The organism is Verrucomicrobiia bacterium (assembly GCA_023953615.1).
In the GTDB taxonomy this organism is placed as follows: Bacteria; Verrucomicrobiota; Verrucomicrobiia; order Limisphaerales; family JADLHS01; genus JADLHS01.
The window spans coordinates 1381977-1400621 of the sequence record JAMLJH010000001.1; the positions used below are offsets into that span (position 1 = coordinate 1381977).

19 protein-coding genes are annotated in these 18645 nt (G+C 57.8%); 8 read left to right on the top strand and 11 right to left on the bottom strand.

Annotated features, from left to right (window positions below; translation table 11 throughout):
• Positions 1–12: 12 nt before the first annotated feature.
• Positions 13–837: a prepilin-type N-terminal cleavage/methylation domain-containing protein gene (locus M9920_05805; GenBank protein ID MCO5051799.1), complete on the bottom strand. Its 825-nt coding sequence runs from the start codon at positions 835–837 to the stop codon at positions 13–15.
• A 384-nt stretch (positions 838–1221) separates the two neighbouring features.
• Here M9920_05805 and M9920_05810 point away from each other — a divergent pair, with 384 nt between their 5' ends.
• Positions 1222–1950 carry a sel1 repeat family protein gene (locus M9920_05810; GenBank protein MCO5051800.1) on the top strand — a complete coding sequence of 243 codons (729 nt, stop codon included), beginning with the start codon at positions 1222–1224 and terminating at the stop codon, positions 1948–1950.
• A gap of 21 nt (positions 1951–1971) precedes the next feature.
• Here M9920_05810 and M9920_05815 read toward each other — a convergent pair whose 3' ends face one another.
• From M9920_05815 to M9920_05845, 7 genes are all read right to left on the bottom strand, one after another.
• On the bottom strand, positions 1972–3045 hold the full coding sequence (locus M9920_05815) for a DUF4434 domain-containing protein (protein ID MCO5051801.1): 1074 nt from the start codon (positions 3043–3045) through the stop codon (positions 1972–1974).
• A gap of 110 nt (positions 3046–3155) precedes the next feature.
• Entirely contained in the window at positions 3156–3785 is a 630-nt protein-coding gene (locus M9920_05820) for a hypothetical protein (protein ID MCO5051802.1), read from the bottom strand.
• 145 nt (positions 3786–3930) lie between these two features.
• On the bottom strand, positions 3931–5232 hold the full coding sequence (locus tag M9920_05825; protein ID MCO5051803.1) for a glycoside hydrolase: 1302 nt from the start codon (positions 5230–5232) through the stop codon (positions 3931–3933).
• Between the two features lie 1544 nt (positions 5233–6776).
• The gene (locus tag M9920_05830; GenBank protein MCO5051804.1) at positions 6777–7157 is read right to left on the bottom strand and encodes a hypothetical protein; all 381 of its coding nucleotides are present in this window, start codon (positions 7155–7157) and stop codon (positions 6777–6779) included.
• 147 nt (positions 7158–7304) lie between these two features.
• Entirely contained in the window at positions 7305–7625 is a 321-nt protein-coding gene (locus M9920_05835) for a hypothetical protein (protein MCO5051805.1), read from the bottom strand.
• Positions 7622–7882, bottom strand: coding sequence for a hypothetical protein (locus M9920_05840; GenBank protein MCO5051806.1), 261 nt, complete (start codon positions 7880–7882; stop codon positions 7622–7624). Before M9920_05840 ends, M9920_05835 begins: the two co-directional genes overlap by 4 nt.
• 29 nt (positions 7883–7911) lie before the next feature.
• Entirely contained in the window at positions 7912–8364 is a 453-nt protein-coding gene (locus M9920_05845) for a hypothetical protein (GenBank protein ID MCO5051807.1), read from the bottom strand.
• Positions 8365–8547: 183 nt separating this feature from the next.
• Here M9920_05845 and M9920_05850 point away from each other — a divergent pair, with 183 nt between their 5' ends.
• The 4 genes from M9920_05850 (at position 8548) to M9920_05865 (ending at position 12865) form a co-directional block, all read left to right on the top strand.
• Positions 8548–8757, top strand: a complete 210-nt coding sequence (locus M9920_05850) for a hypothetical protein (protein MCO5051808.1) — start codon at positions 8548–8550, stop codon at positions 8755–8757.
• Between the two features lie 113 nt (positions 8758–8870).
• On the top strand, positions 8871–10256 hold the full coding sequence (locus M9920_05855) for a hypothetical protein (protein ID MCO5051809.1): 1386 nt from the start codon (positions 8871–8873) through the stop codon (positions 10254–10256).
• 66 nt (positions 10257–10322) lie between these two features.
• Complete coding sequence (locus M9920_05860; GenBank protein ID MCO5051810.1) at positions 10323–11507, top strand: DUF1343 domain-containing protein; 1185 nt, start codon at positions 10323–10325, stop codon at positions 11505–11507.
• 119 nt (positions 11508–11626) lie between these two features.
• A complete protein-coding gene (locus tag M9920_05865) occupies positions 11627–12865 on the top strand; it encodes an LL-diaminopimelate aminotransferase (protein ID MCO5051811.1) in 1239 nt (412 codons plus the stop codon).
• 473 nt (positions 12866–13338) lie between these two features.
• Here the strand turns inward: M9920_05865 and M9920_05870 are convergent, their stop codons facing one another.
• On the bottom strand, positions 13339–14325 hold the full coding sequence (locus M9920_05870) for a hypothetical protein (GenBank protein ID MCO5051812.1): 987 nt from the start codon (positions 14323–14325) through the stop codon (positions 13339–13341).
• Between the two features lie 141 nt (positions 14326–14466).
• On the bottom strand, positions 14467–15195 hold the full coding sequence (locus M9920_05875; GenBank protein MCO5051813.1) for a hypothetical protein: 729 nt from the start codon (positions 15193–15195) through the stop codon (positions 14467–14469).
• Between the two features lie 280 nt (positions 15196–15475).
• On the opposite strand from M9920_05875, the gene M9920_05880 reads away from it, so the two are divergent.
• The gene (locus M9920_05880) at positions 15476–16267 is read left to right on the top strand and encodes a hypothetical protein (GenBank protein ID MCO5051814.1); all 792 of its coding nucleotides are present in this window, start codon (positions 15476–15478) and stop codon (positions 16265–16267) included.
• A gap of 12 nt (positions 16268–16279) precedes the next feature.
• On the top strand, positions 16280–16465 hold the full coding sequence (locus tag M9920_05885) for a hypothetical protein (GenBank protein MCO5051815.1): 186 nt from the start codon (positions 16280–16282) through the stop codon (positions 16463–16465).
• Here the strand turns inward: M9920_05885 and M9920_05890 are convergent.
• Entirely contained in the window at positions 16423–16914 is a 492-nt protein-coding gene (locus M9920_05890) for a hypothetical protein (protein ID MCO5051816.1), read from the bottom strand. The genes M9920_05885 and M9920_05890 overlap by 43 nt on opposite strands.
• Before the next feature lie 281 nt (positions 16915–17195).
• Here M9920_05890 and M9920_05895 point away from each other — a divergent pair, with 281 nt between their 5' ends.
• Positions 17196–18623, top strand: a complete 1428-nt coding sequence (locus M9920_05895; GenBank protein MCO5051817.1) for an L-fucose/L-arabinose isomerase family protein — start codon at positions 17196–17198, stop codon at positions 18621–18623.
• The last annotated feature ends 22 nt before the right edge of the window (positions 18624–18645 follow it).

Sequence of the window (18645 nt, forward strand, 5' to 3'; positions counted from 1 at the left end):
TTGGTGACGCGCTTAATCGGGCACGGCGTATTTGGGGCGGGTGCCGGTATAATGGCGATAATCAATTCCGCCAGTATTCATTCCGGTGTTTCGGATTCTCGAAACGTGCCCATCCACCCAAACCGTTTGACTGCGCTGGCCGTGACGGAACCATTCCTTTGAAAAGTCATAATTGCCATAAAACCCGGCCAACCCGGCCCCGATTGCCCATTGCGACAGGATTCGACCTCGCGGCGGATCCGTGAATGCGCTCAGGCTGTCGGATGAACCTTCCATTAATTGTTCCGCCGCATCATGACAAAAAATCGTCCGCGTAGGGTCCTGATAATCACTCAGTTTTTTATTCTTCGGTTCCACCGCGGTGTTGTAAGGCAGCAACAACTGCTCCGCCATTCCGTAGCTGGCATCGCGCCACCAGTCCGAGGGGTACCTCAGCCCGGTCTCCCGCCATTCATCCACGTAGAAAGCGGAGGGGCAACGATACACGCGCTTGCTCTTGACGTTGTAGCTCAAATAACCAAGGCCCCAGTACGCGCGTCCATCCACGGCGGGATCAAGAAGCGTCTCGGACGCGGGCGAGGCCGTCCATTGCCCGCCATTAGGAATGTCGCCATTGGGCATGGTGTAGAATCTATCTCCATTGTCACCGGCATACATGGAGCCGGCCAAGACGACTTGTTTCAAGTTGTTCATGCACTGCGCCGCCTTGGCTTTGTCTTTGGCCTTGGCCAGGGCCGGTAACAGCATGGCCGCCAGAATGGCGATGATGGCGATAACCACCAGCAGCTCAATCAGTGTGAATCCTTTTCGTGAGGCGAGAGGTTTTTGGTAATACATGGCAGGGGTATGAGGTTGCTTGGTTTGCTTGTATTTCAAACTGCTTTCATTGATCCATTGGGGCAATTTTCGTCAAGCATACGGTTCAACGCGTAATCGTCAAGCAGTGAATCACCAAAATTTGCCCGCGCGCTTGAGGCGATGCCTCGACGCCAAGCCGATCCCGACCGCCGGCCTCTCAGCCTCAAATGTTGTCCCCGTTGTCTGAGGAGCTTGTTGTCTTGGGCGTGGATTTTTATCTGGACGAATGGTCGTTACCCAACACAATAAAACCACCTTGTTCATGCATCGAAAACCAGTATTCAAATCGAATGATCATGGATTCCGCAGGATGAAGTCCGTCCGGGACTGCAATCCTGCCATCAAGCGAAACGATTGGATTTTATGAACCCACTACAACGAAGCATTTCGATTTTAATCCAGACCATGAGCGGCGCCCGGCTGCTCATTGGATTATTCGCCCTCACTCTGGTTTCCTGCGGCAAGGCACCGGAAACCAGTCCCGCCGCTGTCGAGGAAGTCGTCAACCCGGCGGAAATCAAAGTCAAAGCGGATGCCGGCGATGTCGAAGCGCAACTGAAATACGCTCAGATTTACGCCAACGGCGAAGGCGTGAAACGCGACTACAAACTCGCAGCGGAGTATTACCTCAAGGCCGCCGAGAAGGGCAATGCGGCGGCGCAAACTTCCTTAGGGCAATTATACGAGGCCGGTCGCGGCGTGCCAAACGATCCCAAGAAAGCTGCCGAGTGGACGCTTAAAGCCGCCGAACAGGGTTACGCCCGAGGCCAATATATCTTGGCAACTTATTACATGATGGGCACAGGCGTCACCAAGAGCGACGCCGAGGCGCTCAAATGGTATCGCGCTTCCGCGAACGGCGGTTATGCGTACGCCCAGCACCATCTCGGAATGCGCTATAAGGACGGACAAGGCGTCACGGCCAATCCCGTGGAAGCTTACAAATGGTTGAGCTTGGCGGCGGATGGCGGCGTGGCGGAAGCCACCGAGATTCGCAAGGAAGTTCAGAGTCGCATGACCGGCGCGCAAGTGAGCGAAGCCAAGCGCCTGCTCAAAGAGTTCACGGTCCAACCGACGGTTTCCGGCAAATAGCCCCTTATCCCGCGGCTGACTTTACGACGTTGCCAAACCTTGCGGCCGCCGATCCGATCGCAGCCACGCGCGGTAGTCAGTGTAAAGCTTCATCGAGTCGGGATGTCCGGCAAAAGCGCGACTGCCGGGGCGATTCATCAAACCCTGGTATTGGTAAATGAGAATCTGGTCCACGTACGGCGACACGGCTTCCAGTTGCGCCCGCACCCGTTCGAATGGCGCGGGAATCAGCGCGCTGGTCTGTTGATTTTCTGGTCCTTCCCAGGCAAACGTCTCCACGTCGGCCCACAGCGCGCGTTGCGGCACGCGATCATGGACGCGACGCAGACGCCCGTAAGCCGCGGCGCTCTGCTCCGGCGTCATCCGCAGACAACCCACTTCGTCCTGGTAAGCGATGATGTCCACGTCGAGCTGTTCGAGCTGACGGGCGTAAGTGTCGTCGTCCACCGCCTTGTGCGTGAAATAGGGCGCGATCAGAATTTTCGTGTGTGGTAAAAGCTGACGTCCTTCGCGACTGCACTCGTTCACATGTCGCTGGAAGCTGTCCGAGTAATACGGCGTCAATCCCGCTTCATTGGGCCAATACCAACCGTAAAAACTGCGGTGCTGTCCATACCGCGCCGCCAGCTCTTGCATCATCTGGAAGCGTTTCGCCGTCAGGTCCGCGTCCAGTAACGTGCGATCATCCCAATCGCCATACCAGTCGCTGCTGATGAAAAATTTGACGCCGTGACGGTCCGCGCTGGTGAGCATCGCGCCGATGGGATCCGGACAGACCAGCTCCAGCTTGGGCAGCAGCGGCGTGTCGTAAAACGCGCGCCCGCCCTTGGCAACCGCCAGCAAAACCAGATATTCCAACCCGAGGTCCGCCATGTCTTTGATGGCCAATTGCCATTGTTCGGTGGTGAACCGGCGACACGTCTCGTTCCAGTAAAAATGCCGGTGATCGTCCCACCAAACACTGATCCAACTGCCGCGGATGGGCTGAATCCGACGCGCTGTCGTCGGGGCGAATGACGTGCCGCGACAACCCAGATTCAGCATGGCGAGTACGCCGCCCGCACCCAGCCCCGTCAGAAAATGGCGCCGATTCATGCGCTACAGTATGGGTAACTCAACTCCCGCTCGTCCACTTTTGCTTTTGCCCCGCGACGGGACGTCGGGTTGACTGGATCGCCGTCTTCGACGACGAATGCCATCAGAGCTTATTGGTGGTTTGATTTAAGTGAGTTCAAAAACTTCGTGTGCTCCGCAACGATCGTCGGCCAATTCGGACGTTCATTGGTGCGGATGAAATCCAGTGTGCCCTCCAGTCGGCGACGGAATTCCGCTTCAGATACCCGCTCGCTGCACTCGCCAGGTTCTCCCCGGTGAGCATCCGCACGGACTCCATCCCCGAAGTCAACGGGCACGATGATCCACCCTTTCTTTTCAAAAATCGTGGGCGGCTTGATATGAACATTCCAACGGGTCGGACGGTTAAAATACAGCAACACCAACTCCGGCGGATCACCTTCCCGCAAACCTGGCACGTAGTTGTAGTCGTTAGTCCAAACCATGAAATTGTTCATGCCTTCACTGGTTGCAGCGAGCGACTCCAGGCTCGAACCCCGCACGTTGGGGAACGGCTCACTTGCGTGCGTAAGGTCTCCACCACCGGGGTGCATCAGGTTGAGGAAGGCGAACATGATTTGCTTGTGACAAAACGGACGCCCCTGCCAATCCAGAATGAAAAAATAGTAACCGAGCGCCAAGCCAATCATGGCCAGCAACACGCCAGCACCCCAGCCAATCAATCGTTTCACGCGCATATCGTCAGCGACTCCCACAGCCATACGGCGATAGTTTGTGGCCGTCAAGGTTGGTGATGTCGGTCATTTTTACTGTGGCAACAGTTCCCGTAATCGGCGCGTAGTCGTGTCGCGATCAATTTGGTTCGTTGCCACATCCAGTATCAAACTTTCCCACGCCTGCCCCGGCTCACCGCCCCGTCAGCGCCAGGCGCACGGTAGCCCATTCGTAGGATTGGTAGGCGTGATGCGCCCGGGGATAGCACACGATGATATCTCCGGTTTCCCGATCTTCCAACAACGTGAAGTGCGAAAGGTCCAATCGCCCCTGCGCCTCGTCTTCGGGACGCTTCGTATCGAGCGTAAGCAGGGTGTTCCGCATCAGTTTCAAGCTGTGCGCATCCACTTCGCCAATAACCAACGGCCAACGCGGCAGATTACCTTCACAATTTGTCGTGGACCAATTGCCCGCCCAAAACACGCGTCCGCTCGAGTGCTTGAAGAGCGTGGACATGCTGCTGGGTGAAAAGAAAGCTTCGCCATCGGTATAAGTCCACACGGCCGGCTGGCTCCAGGTTTCTCCACCATCCTTTGAAACGCAGAACCATTTGCGGCTGGGCAGCTCGGACTGGGGATCCGCTTTGCCGCCGTTGCTGCCGCGCATCACCATGAGAATGCGTCCGTCGGCAAACTCAGCCAACGTGGGTTCGATCAATCCGCGCGTGGTTTGAAAAGCGTCGCCGCGAACCTGCTGACTGGCCGTCCAACGCAACCGCCCTTCCCGAGTCCAGGTGCCGATGAGCACCACGACCTCGGTATAAGTGAAACCGCCGGCGGGATTGGCCAGCTTGCCGTCCGAACCGACGACCGTCATTTGCGCCGGCACGAGCACGTGACCCTGGCGGGTAATGATTGGCAGACAGCCGACATCGCCGAGGTAGATGGCGTTTGTGCCCACCCACACGCCAGCCACCGGATGCTTCGCATCGTAGTCGCCCGTTTGAATGATGGGTTCATCACCGAGCCAGGTGCGCCCGCCATCCGCCGACACACGATAACGCAGATAATACGTTTCCTGCGCGATCGGCGGCTCAATGATGTTCGGGTCCAGGCCCGGGGTATCGAGCGCATTGAACACCACAAGGAGCCGGTCGGTGCGCGCATCGAGAACGGCGGTGACCGGATCGCGACGAAAGCCGTGCGGCAGGTCTACGGCAAAATCCGGCTTCCAGATGAGCGGCGACCAGCTGCGTCCGTTATCCTCCGAAACGGAACTCAGCCCGAACAACCGGCTGCCTTTCGGTTCGGCATAGATTGCGGAAAGAAACCCCGGCCGATTCGTCGTCACGACGCGACTGATGATCTGCAGAGCGGGCCTTGAGGGCACCGGTTCAGCTGCCGTGGATTGGACATAACCGCCACTCAGCGCGCCTAGCAACAGCCATGCGCCGTAGCAAGTGATCCAGGCAATCGGAGAGCAACGGTTATTCATGCGGCGGAGTATGAGTGATTCCACCGGGCCGCGTCCATATCCAGTTCTGGTGTTGCAATGCCAATCACTTCCGCAGAGAGACAAGGGAATGATTGGCAGAGGAATGGGGAATGGGGGAGGCGAATTACGAGGGATGATTTACGAAGGACGAGACATGGGGTGGTGGGGCGCGTTACCGGCTGATCCACTGCCAGTACGTCGCCTCCGTCCGCGAGGTTTTGGAGTGCGGCAGTCTTCTGCCGCTTTCCCGTTGCGGGCCGATGATTCCACAGCGGCAGAAGACTGCCGCAGTCCAAGACGCTGTCGCGCCGGTGCTCGCCCCGAATTCAGGGCGGTAGTCGTTCGCGTCTCGCGGACGACATTCAGGTTCCAAAATTAAGAGCCGCCGAGACGTTTCGACTTGGTTTGGTTGGAACTGCGGCGGGACGCCGCAGCCACCTTGTTGGCCGGGCACACGCTCACGACACCGCCGTCGTTATGTCGGGAGGGACATTTGAGGGTTCGTCCAGAACCGATACCCGCTGAAATTTTGCGCGCTCTTTCTGTCGCCCCGCTGGGGCTTGGGGTGGTGCAACATTCAACCCACGGCTCTCGCCGTGGGCTACCTTCGGTCGCGCTCCGCGCTAAGCCGGAACGATGCGGTTGGTCCAGGTGGAACGGCCAACTTGGCCGTTCTGGGCGGCAACCTGCCGTCCAGCCGAGCGCACGGAGATCGCACCCCATTGGATTCGCACGCTTTGCGTTTGGCGATCGGGCTGGTAGCCCGACCGAACGGGCCAGTGGCCCATTCCACCCAAACTCCAATCGAATCGTTCCGGCTAAGTTTTGCCAGCCTCCCAAACTGTGGACACCCTCTCGAGGATCAACAGTTCTTCCAGATACCGCAACCGCGCGCGCCACCGCTTCACTCCGTTACGCTCCGCGCGTCCAAAACCTCATGGAAAGAAAACCGGCGGAAACTCAGCGACCCGCTTGAAGACCCTCATAGACACTGCAGCGTCCTGATTAAGCATCGTCGTTCCAGTTACTTCTTCAATGCGAGCGGGGATTTCCATTGCTATCTACCCAAAATGACTCGTAAAGCGATTCTCCCAAGCACTTCCATACCTCATCTTCTGTTTGCTCACTCCGCGCACTGTTTCGTGACGCAGCGCAACCTGAAATAAAGATGATGGCAAAAATCAAAACCAAGCGATGCCAAAACTTCGAGAATACTTTCACAGACGCGATGATGCCCAAGCTCAGGGAGTCGGCACACCAAGGCTGAACGCCAGCCTGAACATTCTCGGATAACCCAAGACGCCATGCCGGGTTCGCATCAGTGACGTTGTTAGCAGTTCGTCGCATCTATCTTCTCCTCTTCACCACTTCACCAGTCGCCACGTCGAACTCGTAGAACCGATATCCCTCGGTGGACGGGATGTCCGATACCACTCTCCAGAATGGTCGCCCAACGAACCAACGTCTCCGCCTGCTCACCGCAAACCGCGGCTGTGATCCCGACCAAAGATGCACCGGGGGATCGAACTCCCAGCGTGGACCGTTTAATTGAGTATCAGACGACATATGACTGCGACCTTGACGGCTTCGCGCTGCAGCGCATGGGGCAACATTCTCGCGTGCTTGGGTGGCGGGAGATCGAGTGGAACGGTGAACGACTCTGAACCAATCTCCACGTCGAGATACCGATGGAGAACACCCCCACGCTTCTTCTCGCGTCCCACATCAATAATAACCAACCCTCTGGCATCCTCGTATCGGCTGCGTTCTGTCAGCTTGTAGTGATATGGCGGAAACGGAAGCATCATGGAACAAATCTCTCGATAGGATGTGCCTCCAGCGTAAATCGCGATCGAGTAAACGTTCGTCTGCGCCTGACAGCACAGCGAACCCACAATCAGCGATAGTGAAAGAATCGCTTTCAAATTACATGCGCGCTTACCATTCACGGTTGCCGTCTAACGTCCCACGCCACGCCGACGGGCGAGCGGCTCCGCTGGCTTGATAATCGTTGTATTACTCAAACCATCCATAAAACTCAAGGCGCAGTCGGCGTTGGCTCCAGCGCGGTGTTAGGCGACTGGTAAATCATCTGGTCTATCCTCTCTGATAACATCATGCGACCAAGGAAATGAACCGTGAATCTCTCTCGCGGCAATCTCCTCCGAACCGTAAAAACTCCCCTCTGAACCTTGTCGAACCCAACAATGCTCAAACTCGTCATCGCTATAATACTCGCTGCCGCAAGCAAAACCTCCGTCGTGACGTGCAATCAAATAAACCCGCTGCTTGCCATCTGGATGCGTCCATCGGCACACAACACGGCCAAGTTCAAAGGTCTGCCAAGCATCTGGAATGCTTTTCGTCCGACGCTTTGTGAACCATGTAATCATAATGCGCGAAGTCGCCTAACATTATAGGTGTCTAACTCATCCTCCAAGGCTTCGAGCGCGGCGTTGGTGTCGCCACGATGAATCTGCTGGATAAGTCCTGCCGCGAGAGAAAAGTCTGCTGTAGGGCGACGAACCTCTGGACTCATCAATTTGGCCATGTAGCTGTCAACTGTCCGCTTGGTCTGCCACTGTCCAATGAAGAATCCGGCGATGAGAGCCGCCAGAACCAAAACAGAAACGAGAAGCTTCGATTTCATAGTGCGCGTGGTAGGTGCCTAACAGTTAATTAGGTGGCATAAAATTTGGCTAAATCATCCAGACTCCGAATATCTGGCGTGCTTCTTGACAGATTGGTCGCACGAGCAACCAACTGACGAATAAACTCTCTGTCTGGTGCGCCGCTTGGTCTCAACCGAAAGCTCCCACCACCAAATACACTCGGAGGCGCGACAATCTCCGCAACAAACTGCTGGCCGGTCTCATCACAAAACTCATACTCGCCATTCTCGACATCAATCGTCTCAAACCAACCTTCTGCATTCGCAACTGTCGGCAAGACAAACAGCGAACCATCATCTTTTTCAAGTGCGATAACCATGCCGCCTAACATTATAGGTGAGCGACTGGATTGTCGTTCATTAGGTTCATGGGGTTGAAGGATAAATTTGGGATTAGGGCTTGTCCAGGCGGGAGTTTCTGAAAAATTGAGGGCGATTATTGAATCCGCAAAACCAACCATGAGCGAAGTCGGCCGCCCCCAGGGGAAATGCTGCCCCAATCCGAAGCTGAACGGTACCGACCAAAGGCAAAGTGTGGCGGGCGCGGGCGGCGTGGGGATAAATCAAACGTCAGTGTTGGCTGGTCCCGGTCGCTGAACGTGATCCTTGGCCGCACTTGACCGAAAATTCTTATGCCGTACGGAATGATAGCATTGAGCGTGTTCTGGATTGCGACCATCAAACTGTGGTTCACCGATGGTCCGAAGATTCCAGTCATTGGCATCATTTTATGGTTGATCCTTTTCTTCGGAGTCCCGTGGTTGCACTGGCCCGGCCTCGTCTTGACGGTGGCAGAAGCGATCATGGGTCTGGCTTTGTTGCTGATTGATAGATACAAGTCAGCATTGATGTGAAGCCCGCCGCCAGCGCGGTGGCGGCTTGGCGCGGCGAGCGGCGGCGGGCAGCGTGCGCTTTTTGCTTGAGCACACTGCGGGAATCGGCCAAGTCAGTAATCATGAATCCGCGAATGGTTTTTTCATTTCTGCCGCGAACCGCCACCTGGAGCGGAATGGCGGGATTGCTGAGTGCGCTGGCGCTATTCACCGTCCGGGCTGAATTCCGTGCCGCCACTTTCGAGGCGGACATCACGATTCCCATCGGACACGCGTGCATGGGCGGCGGCGTGGCGGATGCGCGGGAAATCGTTGATCCCCTGTTCGCCAAGGGTTTTGTGCTGCTGGGAGCGGGCCAGCCGATCGTGGTCGTGGCGCTGGATTGGTGTCAGTGCAACAACGATTCCTACGATCGCTGGCGCGAAGTCCTGGCGCGCGCGGCAGACACCACGCCGCAACGCGTGATGCTGGCGACCGTGCATCAACATGACGCGCCCATCAGCGATCTCACCGCGCAACGGTTGCTGGATGATCAGGGGCTGCCGGGCTGGAATTGCAATCCGGAATTTCACGAGCAGGCGGTGCAACGCACGGCGGCGGCTTTGCAACGCGCATTACCCACGGCGCGGCGGGTGACGCATTTTGGTCTGGGGCAGGCGCGCATTGAAAAACTGGCGTCGAATCGTCGCGTCGTCCGACCGGATGGAACAATCACTTGGGAACGTGGCAGCGCGAGCGGTAATCTCTACGACGCGCCGGAGGGCGAGATTGATCCGTGGCTCAAGACCCTGAGTTTTTGGAATGGCGAAACGCCGCTGCTCGCGTGGAGTTGTTACGCCATTCATCCCATGAGTTACTACGGCAAGGGCGGCGTCTCGGCGGATTTTCCCGGCCTGGCGCGGCAACGCCGGCAACAGGATGACCCGTCCGTGTTTCAAATTTATTTCACCGGTTGCGGCGGCGACACGACGGCGGGCAAATACAATTCGGGCGCGCCCACCAACCGCGCGGTGCTCGCGGATCGGCTGTACCAGGGCATGTTGAAAGCGTGGCAACAAACGCAACGCCAGCCGCTGACCCAGATCACCTTTCGCACGGCGGAATTGCGCCTGCCTCCGCGTGATACCGGAGCGTTCACCATCGAAGCCATGCGCGGAACGCTGGCCAATACCAACGCCACACGCTGGCAACGGATTTCCGCCGCGCTCGGTTTGAGTTGGCGCGCCCGCGTGAGCCGCGATCAACCCATCGAGGTGCCGGGTCTGGATTTGAACGGTGGCGCGGCGTTGTTCACCATTTTGCCGGCGGAAAGTTTCGTCGGCTACCAACTCGCCGCGCAACAGTTGCGGCCAAAATCTTTTGTCATGGTGGCGGGATTCGGTGATGGCGCGCCCGGCTACATTCCCACGGATCAATGCTGGCGCGACGGCTACGACGATCATTATTGCTGGGTGCAACCGATGACGGAAACCGCCATGCGCCGGGCGTTATCCCAGGCGCTGGGTTTGCCGGACCGTTGAGCCGATTCGGTTGGATGCAAAAATCTCCACCCGCTGACAATCCAATCAACCCCTTCCCCGCGCGAAATGAATTCCGTCCGCTTCGGTATAGATCAACTGCTGACCGCGCCGCCGTGGTCGCCGGGCCGCCGTTATGGACTCGTCACCAACGCGGCGGCGCGCTGGTCACAAGCTCCGCCCCGTTCCAGCCGAGAGGCGCTGCAATCGGCGGGTTTCAATCTGGTCCGGCTGTTTTCTCCCGAGCACGGCCTGGACGCCAACGCCGCCGATGGAGCCGCAATTGCCGATGGCCATGATCCGTTGACCGGTTTGCCAGTGGTCAGTTTGTATGGAGACCAACTGCGGCCGCCCCGGGCCAGTCTGGCTGACCTCGAGGCGGTGCTGTTGGATCTGCCCGATATCGGAACGCGATTCTACACCTACATCTGGACCCTGTCGCATGTGCTGGAAGCGTGCGCCGATGCTGGCGTTCCGCTGGTTGTGTTGGATCGGCCCAATCCACTCGGTGGCGATCTAGCCACGGCCGAGGGCCCGATGCTGGATGCGGAACGGCACGCCAGTTTTCTGGGCCGCGCGGCTCTCCCCATTTGCCATGCGTTGACAATGGGCGAGCTGGCACGACTTTGGAATTCCGAATGGAACCGACGCGCGCAACTCGAAGTCATTCCGTGCGCCGGCTGGCACCGTTCCATGCGCTGGCCGGCGACCGGACTTCCATTCGTACCCACTTCGCCCGCCATGCCGAGTTATGAATCCGCGCGACTTTATCCCGGGCTGGGTTTGTTCGAAGCCACCAACCTGAGCGTCGGTCGCGGCACGGCTCAACCGTTTCAAGTGCTCGGCGCGCCGTGGTTGCGCGCGCCAACTCTCGTGGCGCATTTCAAAGCCCACGCCATGCCGGGACTGACTCTTGAGGCGTTTGATTTCACGCCCACGCAGAATCCCTTCGCGAACGCGCGCTGCGCCGGGGTGCGTTTGCGAGTGACGCAAGATGCTCACGTTCGACCCGTGGCCGCCGGACTGCGGTTGTTATCGGCCATCATCAACTCGCATCGCGCCGAGTTTCAATGGGTCACCTATCCCACGACGGCGAACCCGAGCGGCGCCGGTCATTTTGAGAAATTGATCGGGCGCGCGGGAATCCGCGAAATGTTGCCGACCGGTCCCGACCATCTTGAAGAACAAATCCGCGCCTGGACCGACGTGACCGGTTGGGCGGAACGAGTGCAACCGCATTTGCTCTACACCTGAACCCACCGGGGCGGGCGCCGGTTGGTTTTCCGGAGATTGCTCCCCGCCGCCCGGTTCACGTATGATCGCCGGCGGCGCGCGCCCAACCAAAGCGACGCCCAATCGAATCCACACACATCATGGCTTTACTCAACGAACATTATCTGAAACTCAAGGCCGGTTATCTCTTCCCGGAGATCGGCCGCCGCGTCAAAGCTTTTTGCGAAGCCAATCCCGTCGCCGCGACGCGCCTGATCCGTTGCGGCATCGGCGACGTGACTGAACCGTTGCCGCCCGCTGTCATCACGGCGTTGCACCAGGCGGTGGATGAAATGGCGTCCCGCGACACGTTCAAGGGCTATGGTCCGGAACAGGGTTATCCCTGGTTGCGGGCGGCCATTGCGCAAAATGATTATCGCGAGCGCGGCCTGGACGTGGCGGACGACGAAATCTTTGTCAGCGACGGCTCGAAATGCGATTGCGGCAGCATCCTCGATATTCTCGGCGACAAGAATAAAATCGCCATCAGCGATCCGGTGTATCCGGTGTACGTGGACACCAACGTGATGGCGGGACACACCGGCGCGGCAAATGCCGCCGGGGCTTACGCCAAACTGGTTTACCTTCCCTGTCGTTCGAGCAACGGCTTCGTACCCGTGCCGCCCAAGCGACACGTGGACGTGATTTATTTATGTTCGCCCAACAATCCGACTGGCGCCGTCGCCACGCGCGAACAACTCGCGGCGTGGGTTCAATATGCCCGCGAACAGCGCGCCATCATTTTGTTTGATGCCGCGTACGAAGCCTACATCACCGACCCGGCAATCCCCCGTTCCATTTACGAAATTCCCGGCGCCCGAGAATGTGCGATTGAATTCCGCAGCTTCTCGAAAAATGGCGGTTTCACCGGCACGCGCTGCGCGTTCACGGTCGTGCCGAAATCGCTGCCGGCGCAGACCAAAGCGGGTGAAACGAAACCGCTGCACCCGCTCTGGGCGCGACGCATGACCACCAAGTTCAACGGCGTGAGCTACATCGTGCAACGCGCCGCCGCCGCGCTCTACACCCCGGAAGGCAAGGCGCAGGTGCGGGAGCTGATCGAGCATTATCTCGGCAACGCGAAAGTGCTCCGCGCCGGAGCGCGTAAAGCGGGGTTGAAAGTCTATGGCGGCGTCAACGCGCCCTATCTTTGGGTGCGCACCCCGGGCGGCATGACCAGTTGGCAGGCGTTTGATAAACTGCTGCACGAAGCCAACGTCGTCATCACGCCCGGCTCCGGTTTCGGCTCGAAAGGCGAGGGCTATTTCCGCATCAGCGCGTTCAACAGTCGCGCCAATGCCGAGGAAGTCGCGCGGCGCCTGACGGAACTAAAGTGGTGATCGCAGGGGGCAGTACGTGCGAGATAGAGAGCTGAAGTCCGCTTCACTATAGCGGTTTAATTAAAGTTGTAACCGTGGCACCGAACGAGTGTAACCCCATGAAGGTGGAGCCCCGATGGGGAATGTCACTTCTGTCCGCGAGGTTTTGGACTGCGGCAGTCTTCTGCCGCTTTCCGGTCGCGGGCCGATGATTCCACAGCGGCAGAGGACTGCCGCAGTCCAAGACGCGGTCGCGCCGGTGCTCGCCCCGAACCCGAAGCGATCGTCCGTTTGACCCAACGCTTGGCTTGAGGTTGGGAGGCCCGTTGCGTCATGTCGGCGGCTATAGGAATACTTAAAGTGCCCTGGCAGAACTCGAATAACGGCTGACCGGAAGCGATGATTCGGCGCCCAACCACTTCAGAGTTTTTCCGGTCGGCGGCTCGTTAAGCTTTTGACGGCGCGGCCAGGCCTCAGTTAAACCGTGTCGCTTCCTATTGCTCCAAACGGATGGGGGCGGGTTCACTACCACCGCCGTCCTGGCGATACACAGGCACCAAGTAACTTTCCCGAAAGTCCAGCCCCGCCAAATCCAGATGGATCACCAATTCCCAGAAGATCGCTTTCGAACCACGGTAACTGAGCGCGGTGCCCACCGCATCGGCCGGCAGGGCAAACTGCAACTCCTCGGTTTTGCCGGGCAAAATTTCGCACGGTTGGTCAAGGTGACCGATGCCGCTCCAGATTTGCTCCTGCACCAGCGTACGATTCCGGTTTCTTCCCGAACCACGCGTCTCATACCACTCCTCGACGCACCGCAAGGTGAACTTGCCGTTCGCGGCGCGCGTCATTCCTCGCGGCACCTGCCAGTAGAGCGATACCGTTTCGCCGGGACGAAATGGAAACCGACCGAATTCGATGCGCGACGGGCCAAATTTTATGGCCTGCCCCAGCGCCATGAACACCTGCCAGACCACCAGCACCAAAACCAAATCGAAGAGACCCACAATAATCTTCACCGGCCACGGACCGTTGTCCCCAAAGGCCCACCAGTTGAACATCGAAAGAAAGAGCGCCAGAAAAATCATCAGCCCGATTCCTTTGATGACCCGCGACCAGCGCGGTGGGGTAAAACCGCGTTGATCCCAGGGGTAATCCGCCAATTCCGGATTCCGCCCACCCAACTCGCGAAGCCGACGATTGGCTCGATGCAACCACCAAGCCATGTTCCAAACGACGCCGCCGGACAAGGTGAAAACCAATCCAAACACCGTCAATATCCAGAGTGGGGCATTCAGTTTCGGTGCTGCCAAAGGGAGGCGTCCGGTGCCTGCCAGGATTGCTCCAAGGCCAACCGCGACGAATGGCAAACCAAACAAAACCAGGACGAGGGCCGACATTCCGGCTTGCGACGCGCGCGCCTGGAGTTGTCCGGTAAGCCGACGGCGTTGGTCGGATGCTTCGTAGCGATCGAATCGCACGGGGCGTCATGATGCCAGTTCGGTTCAACCGGCGCAATGATACAGCGGGTTCGTTTCCGGCAGGCGTTCGACGAACCACCGGCAAAAGTCAAAAGCAGGCGCGCGGATGCTCCGACCAAAGCCCTGCGGAAGCTGGATGAATCATAGACCCGACCTTTGCAACCGGAAATATCGCTGTGGCCCGGTGATGTCAACTGGCACAACCCAATCCGCTCCGACCGCGACCGGCTCATTTGTCACCGGACTCCAGTCACCCGGCAAAACCGGCAGCGCCTCGGCGAATTCCAGGTGAAAACCGGATACATTCGTCGGCCAGCGCGCCTGCAGCGTGGACGAATCCGTCACCACGAGTTGTAACGCGACCAACTCGACAGAAATGCGGGCGCTGAGAAATGCCGAGCTGGAGAAACCGTCGGAGAATCGTACGATCAAAGTCCAATCGTTTGTAGCGTCCGGAACCTGCTCCAACGCCACCGAGCCTCTCCCGCTGAGGACGGTAACCTCCACGCTCATGCTGCCCGCAGGCAGAGACGGCGCAAGCTCGCTTAAGATGGAGGAAGAGGCCTCATAACGAATCTGCGCCGGTGGATCTTCCGGCCAGCTTGGAATCCACGCCAACGCCGCCAGATTGGTCACCCCATTAAGTGTCGAAGTAATTGTGGTGGCGTCATTGCGCCCGGAGTGGCGACCCACCGCCGCCCCGCTGCCTGGATGATACCACTGGGCCTTTGAACCCTGAAGCAGCAACAAATCCGTGGTATCAATGCGCGCGGTGATATCATACGTGATCTTCGTTTGCGCCCACGCAAGTCCGTGGGTGAGAATGATAGCCAGCGGCAGTAGTTTTCGAAGCGTTACATTTGCGTTCATTGGCCGATACCCTTCAGTGTAACTTTGCGATATCAACTAAACAAAACCACCGATAAAAAACCAAAAGGTGGTCGGGTTGATCATCGCGGCCCAGCATAGGCCAACGAGCGGGAACGCCAAGCTCAATTCGCCGTGAATTGGATGTGATTTGAAGGCAGCGGATCAAAGCGGCCGGAACTTCGACGCTCCAACGAACATTGCTTTCGCCGTCCGCGCACGGCACGCTAACCACCGAACTCGAAAGCATTACGCACAAAGTAAAATGGAAAGTTGATGCGCCATGGCCGTTTTAATCGTTTTTCTGATTGGGATCCTGATCAGCCTGCCCATTGCGTGGCTCATTGCTGAATTCTACGGCGGTCGCTGGTTACGGATTTGCTTGGGGGTTTTGGCCATTGGCATAGTCGCTCTCGGCACTTGGGCGCTAAACAGTGTGCTCACGCGATTCAACTACAACGCCTGGTACGGTGGAGCGACGGGTGATTTGATTCGAACTTCAATCAAGGAAACCGAAAACGGGAATTTTGATCGAGTGCTCAAAATCTGGCGTGGACTGGAACAACAATACCGACCGACCTACGAGAATCGCGCTCAATATAACGATCTGGTTAGAGAAGCGACATCGCGGATGCGTGGTGAGGTTCCTATTGAAGCTGGCTCTGACTGGGACGCTCCGGCATTTAATTCGGATACTTGGGTGGGCCATTGGGAGGAAGACTATGGATATTGGATTGTCATCAACAACCTCAAACGACCATTTAACATCGTGCGATCGGGTGACGTGCCCACTGAAATGCATTCCGTCACGATTTCGCCAGATTTCACCGTTCTCACCTTCAAGGAAGGTGATCGGTGGCTGCACACTTTGACGCTCACCAACCAATATGAAGCCCGGCATGAGTGGTTTGATCTGGAGCGAAAGGAGGTCTGGAAAACGCGCTTGATCCATAAATTGATCCGGGCTTCCACCGAACAAAAACGTATGACTCAACAAAAGCCCGTTTCCATCAACCTGCCGTCGCAACCCTTGCTCACCAACGCCTTTTCCGCGACGATTGATCCGCGGCGATAATTTTTATTCATCATGAAATCCACTCCGCTTCGTCTGGGTTTGTTTGGCATCGGCCTCGACACGTATTGGCCGCAGTTCAAAGGTTTGAAAAATCGCCTCCAGGGTTACCAACGGCGCATTGCCGCGCGGATTCGCGCCTTTGGCATGTTAAGTGATTACATTTTAGATCTCCAAGGCAACACGGCTGCAACCTCCTGAATGTCCGTCAAATACTCGCGGAACAAGGCTTCGAATCTTGCGCGTAGTGGCGGTTCGATTACGTCCAAATTCTCCTGGTGATCCCAACACACTAGAGTGTCTGCCAATCGCTCATCCAGTGGATCGCGTTCTGCCCCGCGCCGCTCATAGATCACCGCGCGAAACAGCTTGGGCAGTGTTTCGGAAAATGAGATCACACCAGCTAAGTACGCAAGAACGACAATCTGAACTCTTCGATGGAGAGGTAACGACACCACCGAGTGGATACGCAGAAGGCGCGCGAAATCAACCAAGTATGGCGAGTTCAAAGTAGATAGATCAATAATCCAGCTTGGCGGTCGTTCCATGGCCACGATGATCTCATCGGCCCACCGAACAATATCTTCTCGGCGTAGCAATTCCTGTTCAATGGCCTCAACGAGGATGGCAGACTGTTCGGCAAGGATCATTCCAGTTCGAGTTGCTGTAATGTTATCTCGATGGAGACCGAGTGCAAGCGGGGCTTTCCTAAAGACGGAGCACATGGTAAGTAAGCTCGATCTGATCTTGGCACTTCGTTCCGGTGCAGAGATTCCGTTTTTCAGGGGAATCGCCTCAGTAGCGGCAACGGTGGTTGCCAATGATGGCGGCGTTCGGTAAGTATCAAGGAAATCGTAATCGGTTTGATTGACGCCAACGGCTCGCGTTCGAAAGCGAGGCGCGCGCCAACAATTGCAGAGTTTTATTCATCATGAAATCCACTCCGCTTCGTCTGGGTTTGTTTGGCATCGGCCTCGACACGTATTGGCCGCAGTTCAAAGGTTTGAAAAATCGCCTCCAGGGTTACCAACGGCGCATTGCCGCGCGGATTCGCGCCAGCGGCGTCGAGTTGGTTGATGCCGGGCTGGTGGATCATCCGGCTCAGGCCCGGGCCGCCGCCTCGTTGTTCCGCCGCGAGGAGGTGGACCTGATTTTCCTCTACGTTTCCACCTACGCGTTGTCGTCCACGGTGTTGCCGGTGGTGCAGAGCACGCGCGTCCCGGTGGTGGTGCTGAATCTGCAGCCCGTGCCGCAACTGGATTACGCGCGTTTCAACGCGCTGGGTGATCGCGGCCGGATGACCGGTATGTGGCTCGAGCATTGCCAGTCGTGCGCCGCGCCGGAAATCGCCTGCGTGTTCAATCGCGCCAACATCCCCTACCACCTCGTGACCGGCCATCTGAGCGATCAGGAAGCCTGGACGGAAATTCAGGATTGGGTGGCCGCCGCCAAAGTGGCCGCGGCGCTGCGCCAAAACCGCGTGGGCGTGTTGGGCCATTATTACTGCGGCATGTTGGATGTTTACAGTGATCTCACCCAGCAATCCGCCGCGTTCGGCAATCACTTCGAGTTGCTCGAAATCTGCGCGCTGCACAAATTGCGTCTCGCGGTGACCGCCCGGCAGATCGAGGCGAAGTTGCGGCAATTCCGCCGCGAGTTCGTGGTGTCGCCCGAGTGTGAACAACGCGAACTGGTGCGCGCCGCCAAAACTTCCTGCGCCCTGGACGCGCTGCTAAAACAGCACGATCTCGGCGCGCTGGCTTACTATTACGAAAGCGAGGACGGCACGGCGTACCGCGACCTCGTCACGTCGGTGATCGCGGGCAACACCTTGCTCACCGGGCACAACGTGCCGGTGGCGGGCGAGTGCGAAATCAAAAACGTGCAGGCCATGAAAATCATGGACCTGTTCGGTGTGGGCGGCTCCTTCTCGGAATTTTACCTGACGGATTTCAAGGACGACGTGGTGTTTCTGGGGCACGACGGACCGGCGCATTTTGCCATCGCCGAGGGCCGCGTCGGGCTGGTGCCGCTGCCGGTGTATCACGGCAAACCGGGCAAGGGGCTTTCAATCCAGATGACGGTGAAGCACGGGCCGGTGACGTTGCTTTCGGTGGTGCAGGGGGCGGCGGGGAAATTATCCCTGCTGGTGGCGGAAGGCGAGTCGGTGGCCGGACCGGTGTTGCAGATTGGCAACACGAATAGTCGCTACCGCTTCCGCATCGGCGCGAAGCGGTTCATGAACGAGTGGTCCCAGGCGGGGCCGGCGCATCACTGCGCCATCGGCGTTGGCCACATCGCGAACCAGATCGAGAAACTGGGAGCGCTGCTGGGATTGGAAGTAAAGCGGATCGGTTGAGCGTTGTTCCGGAAGTCAGCGC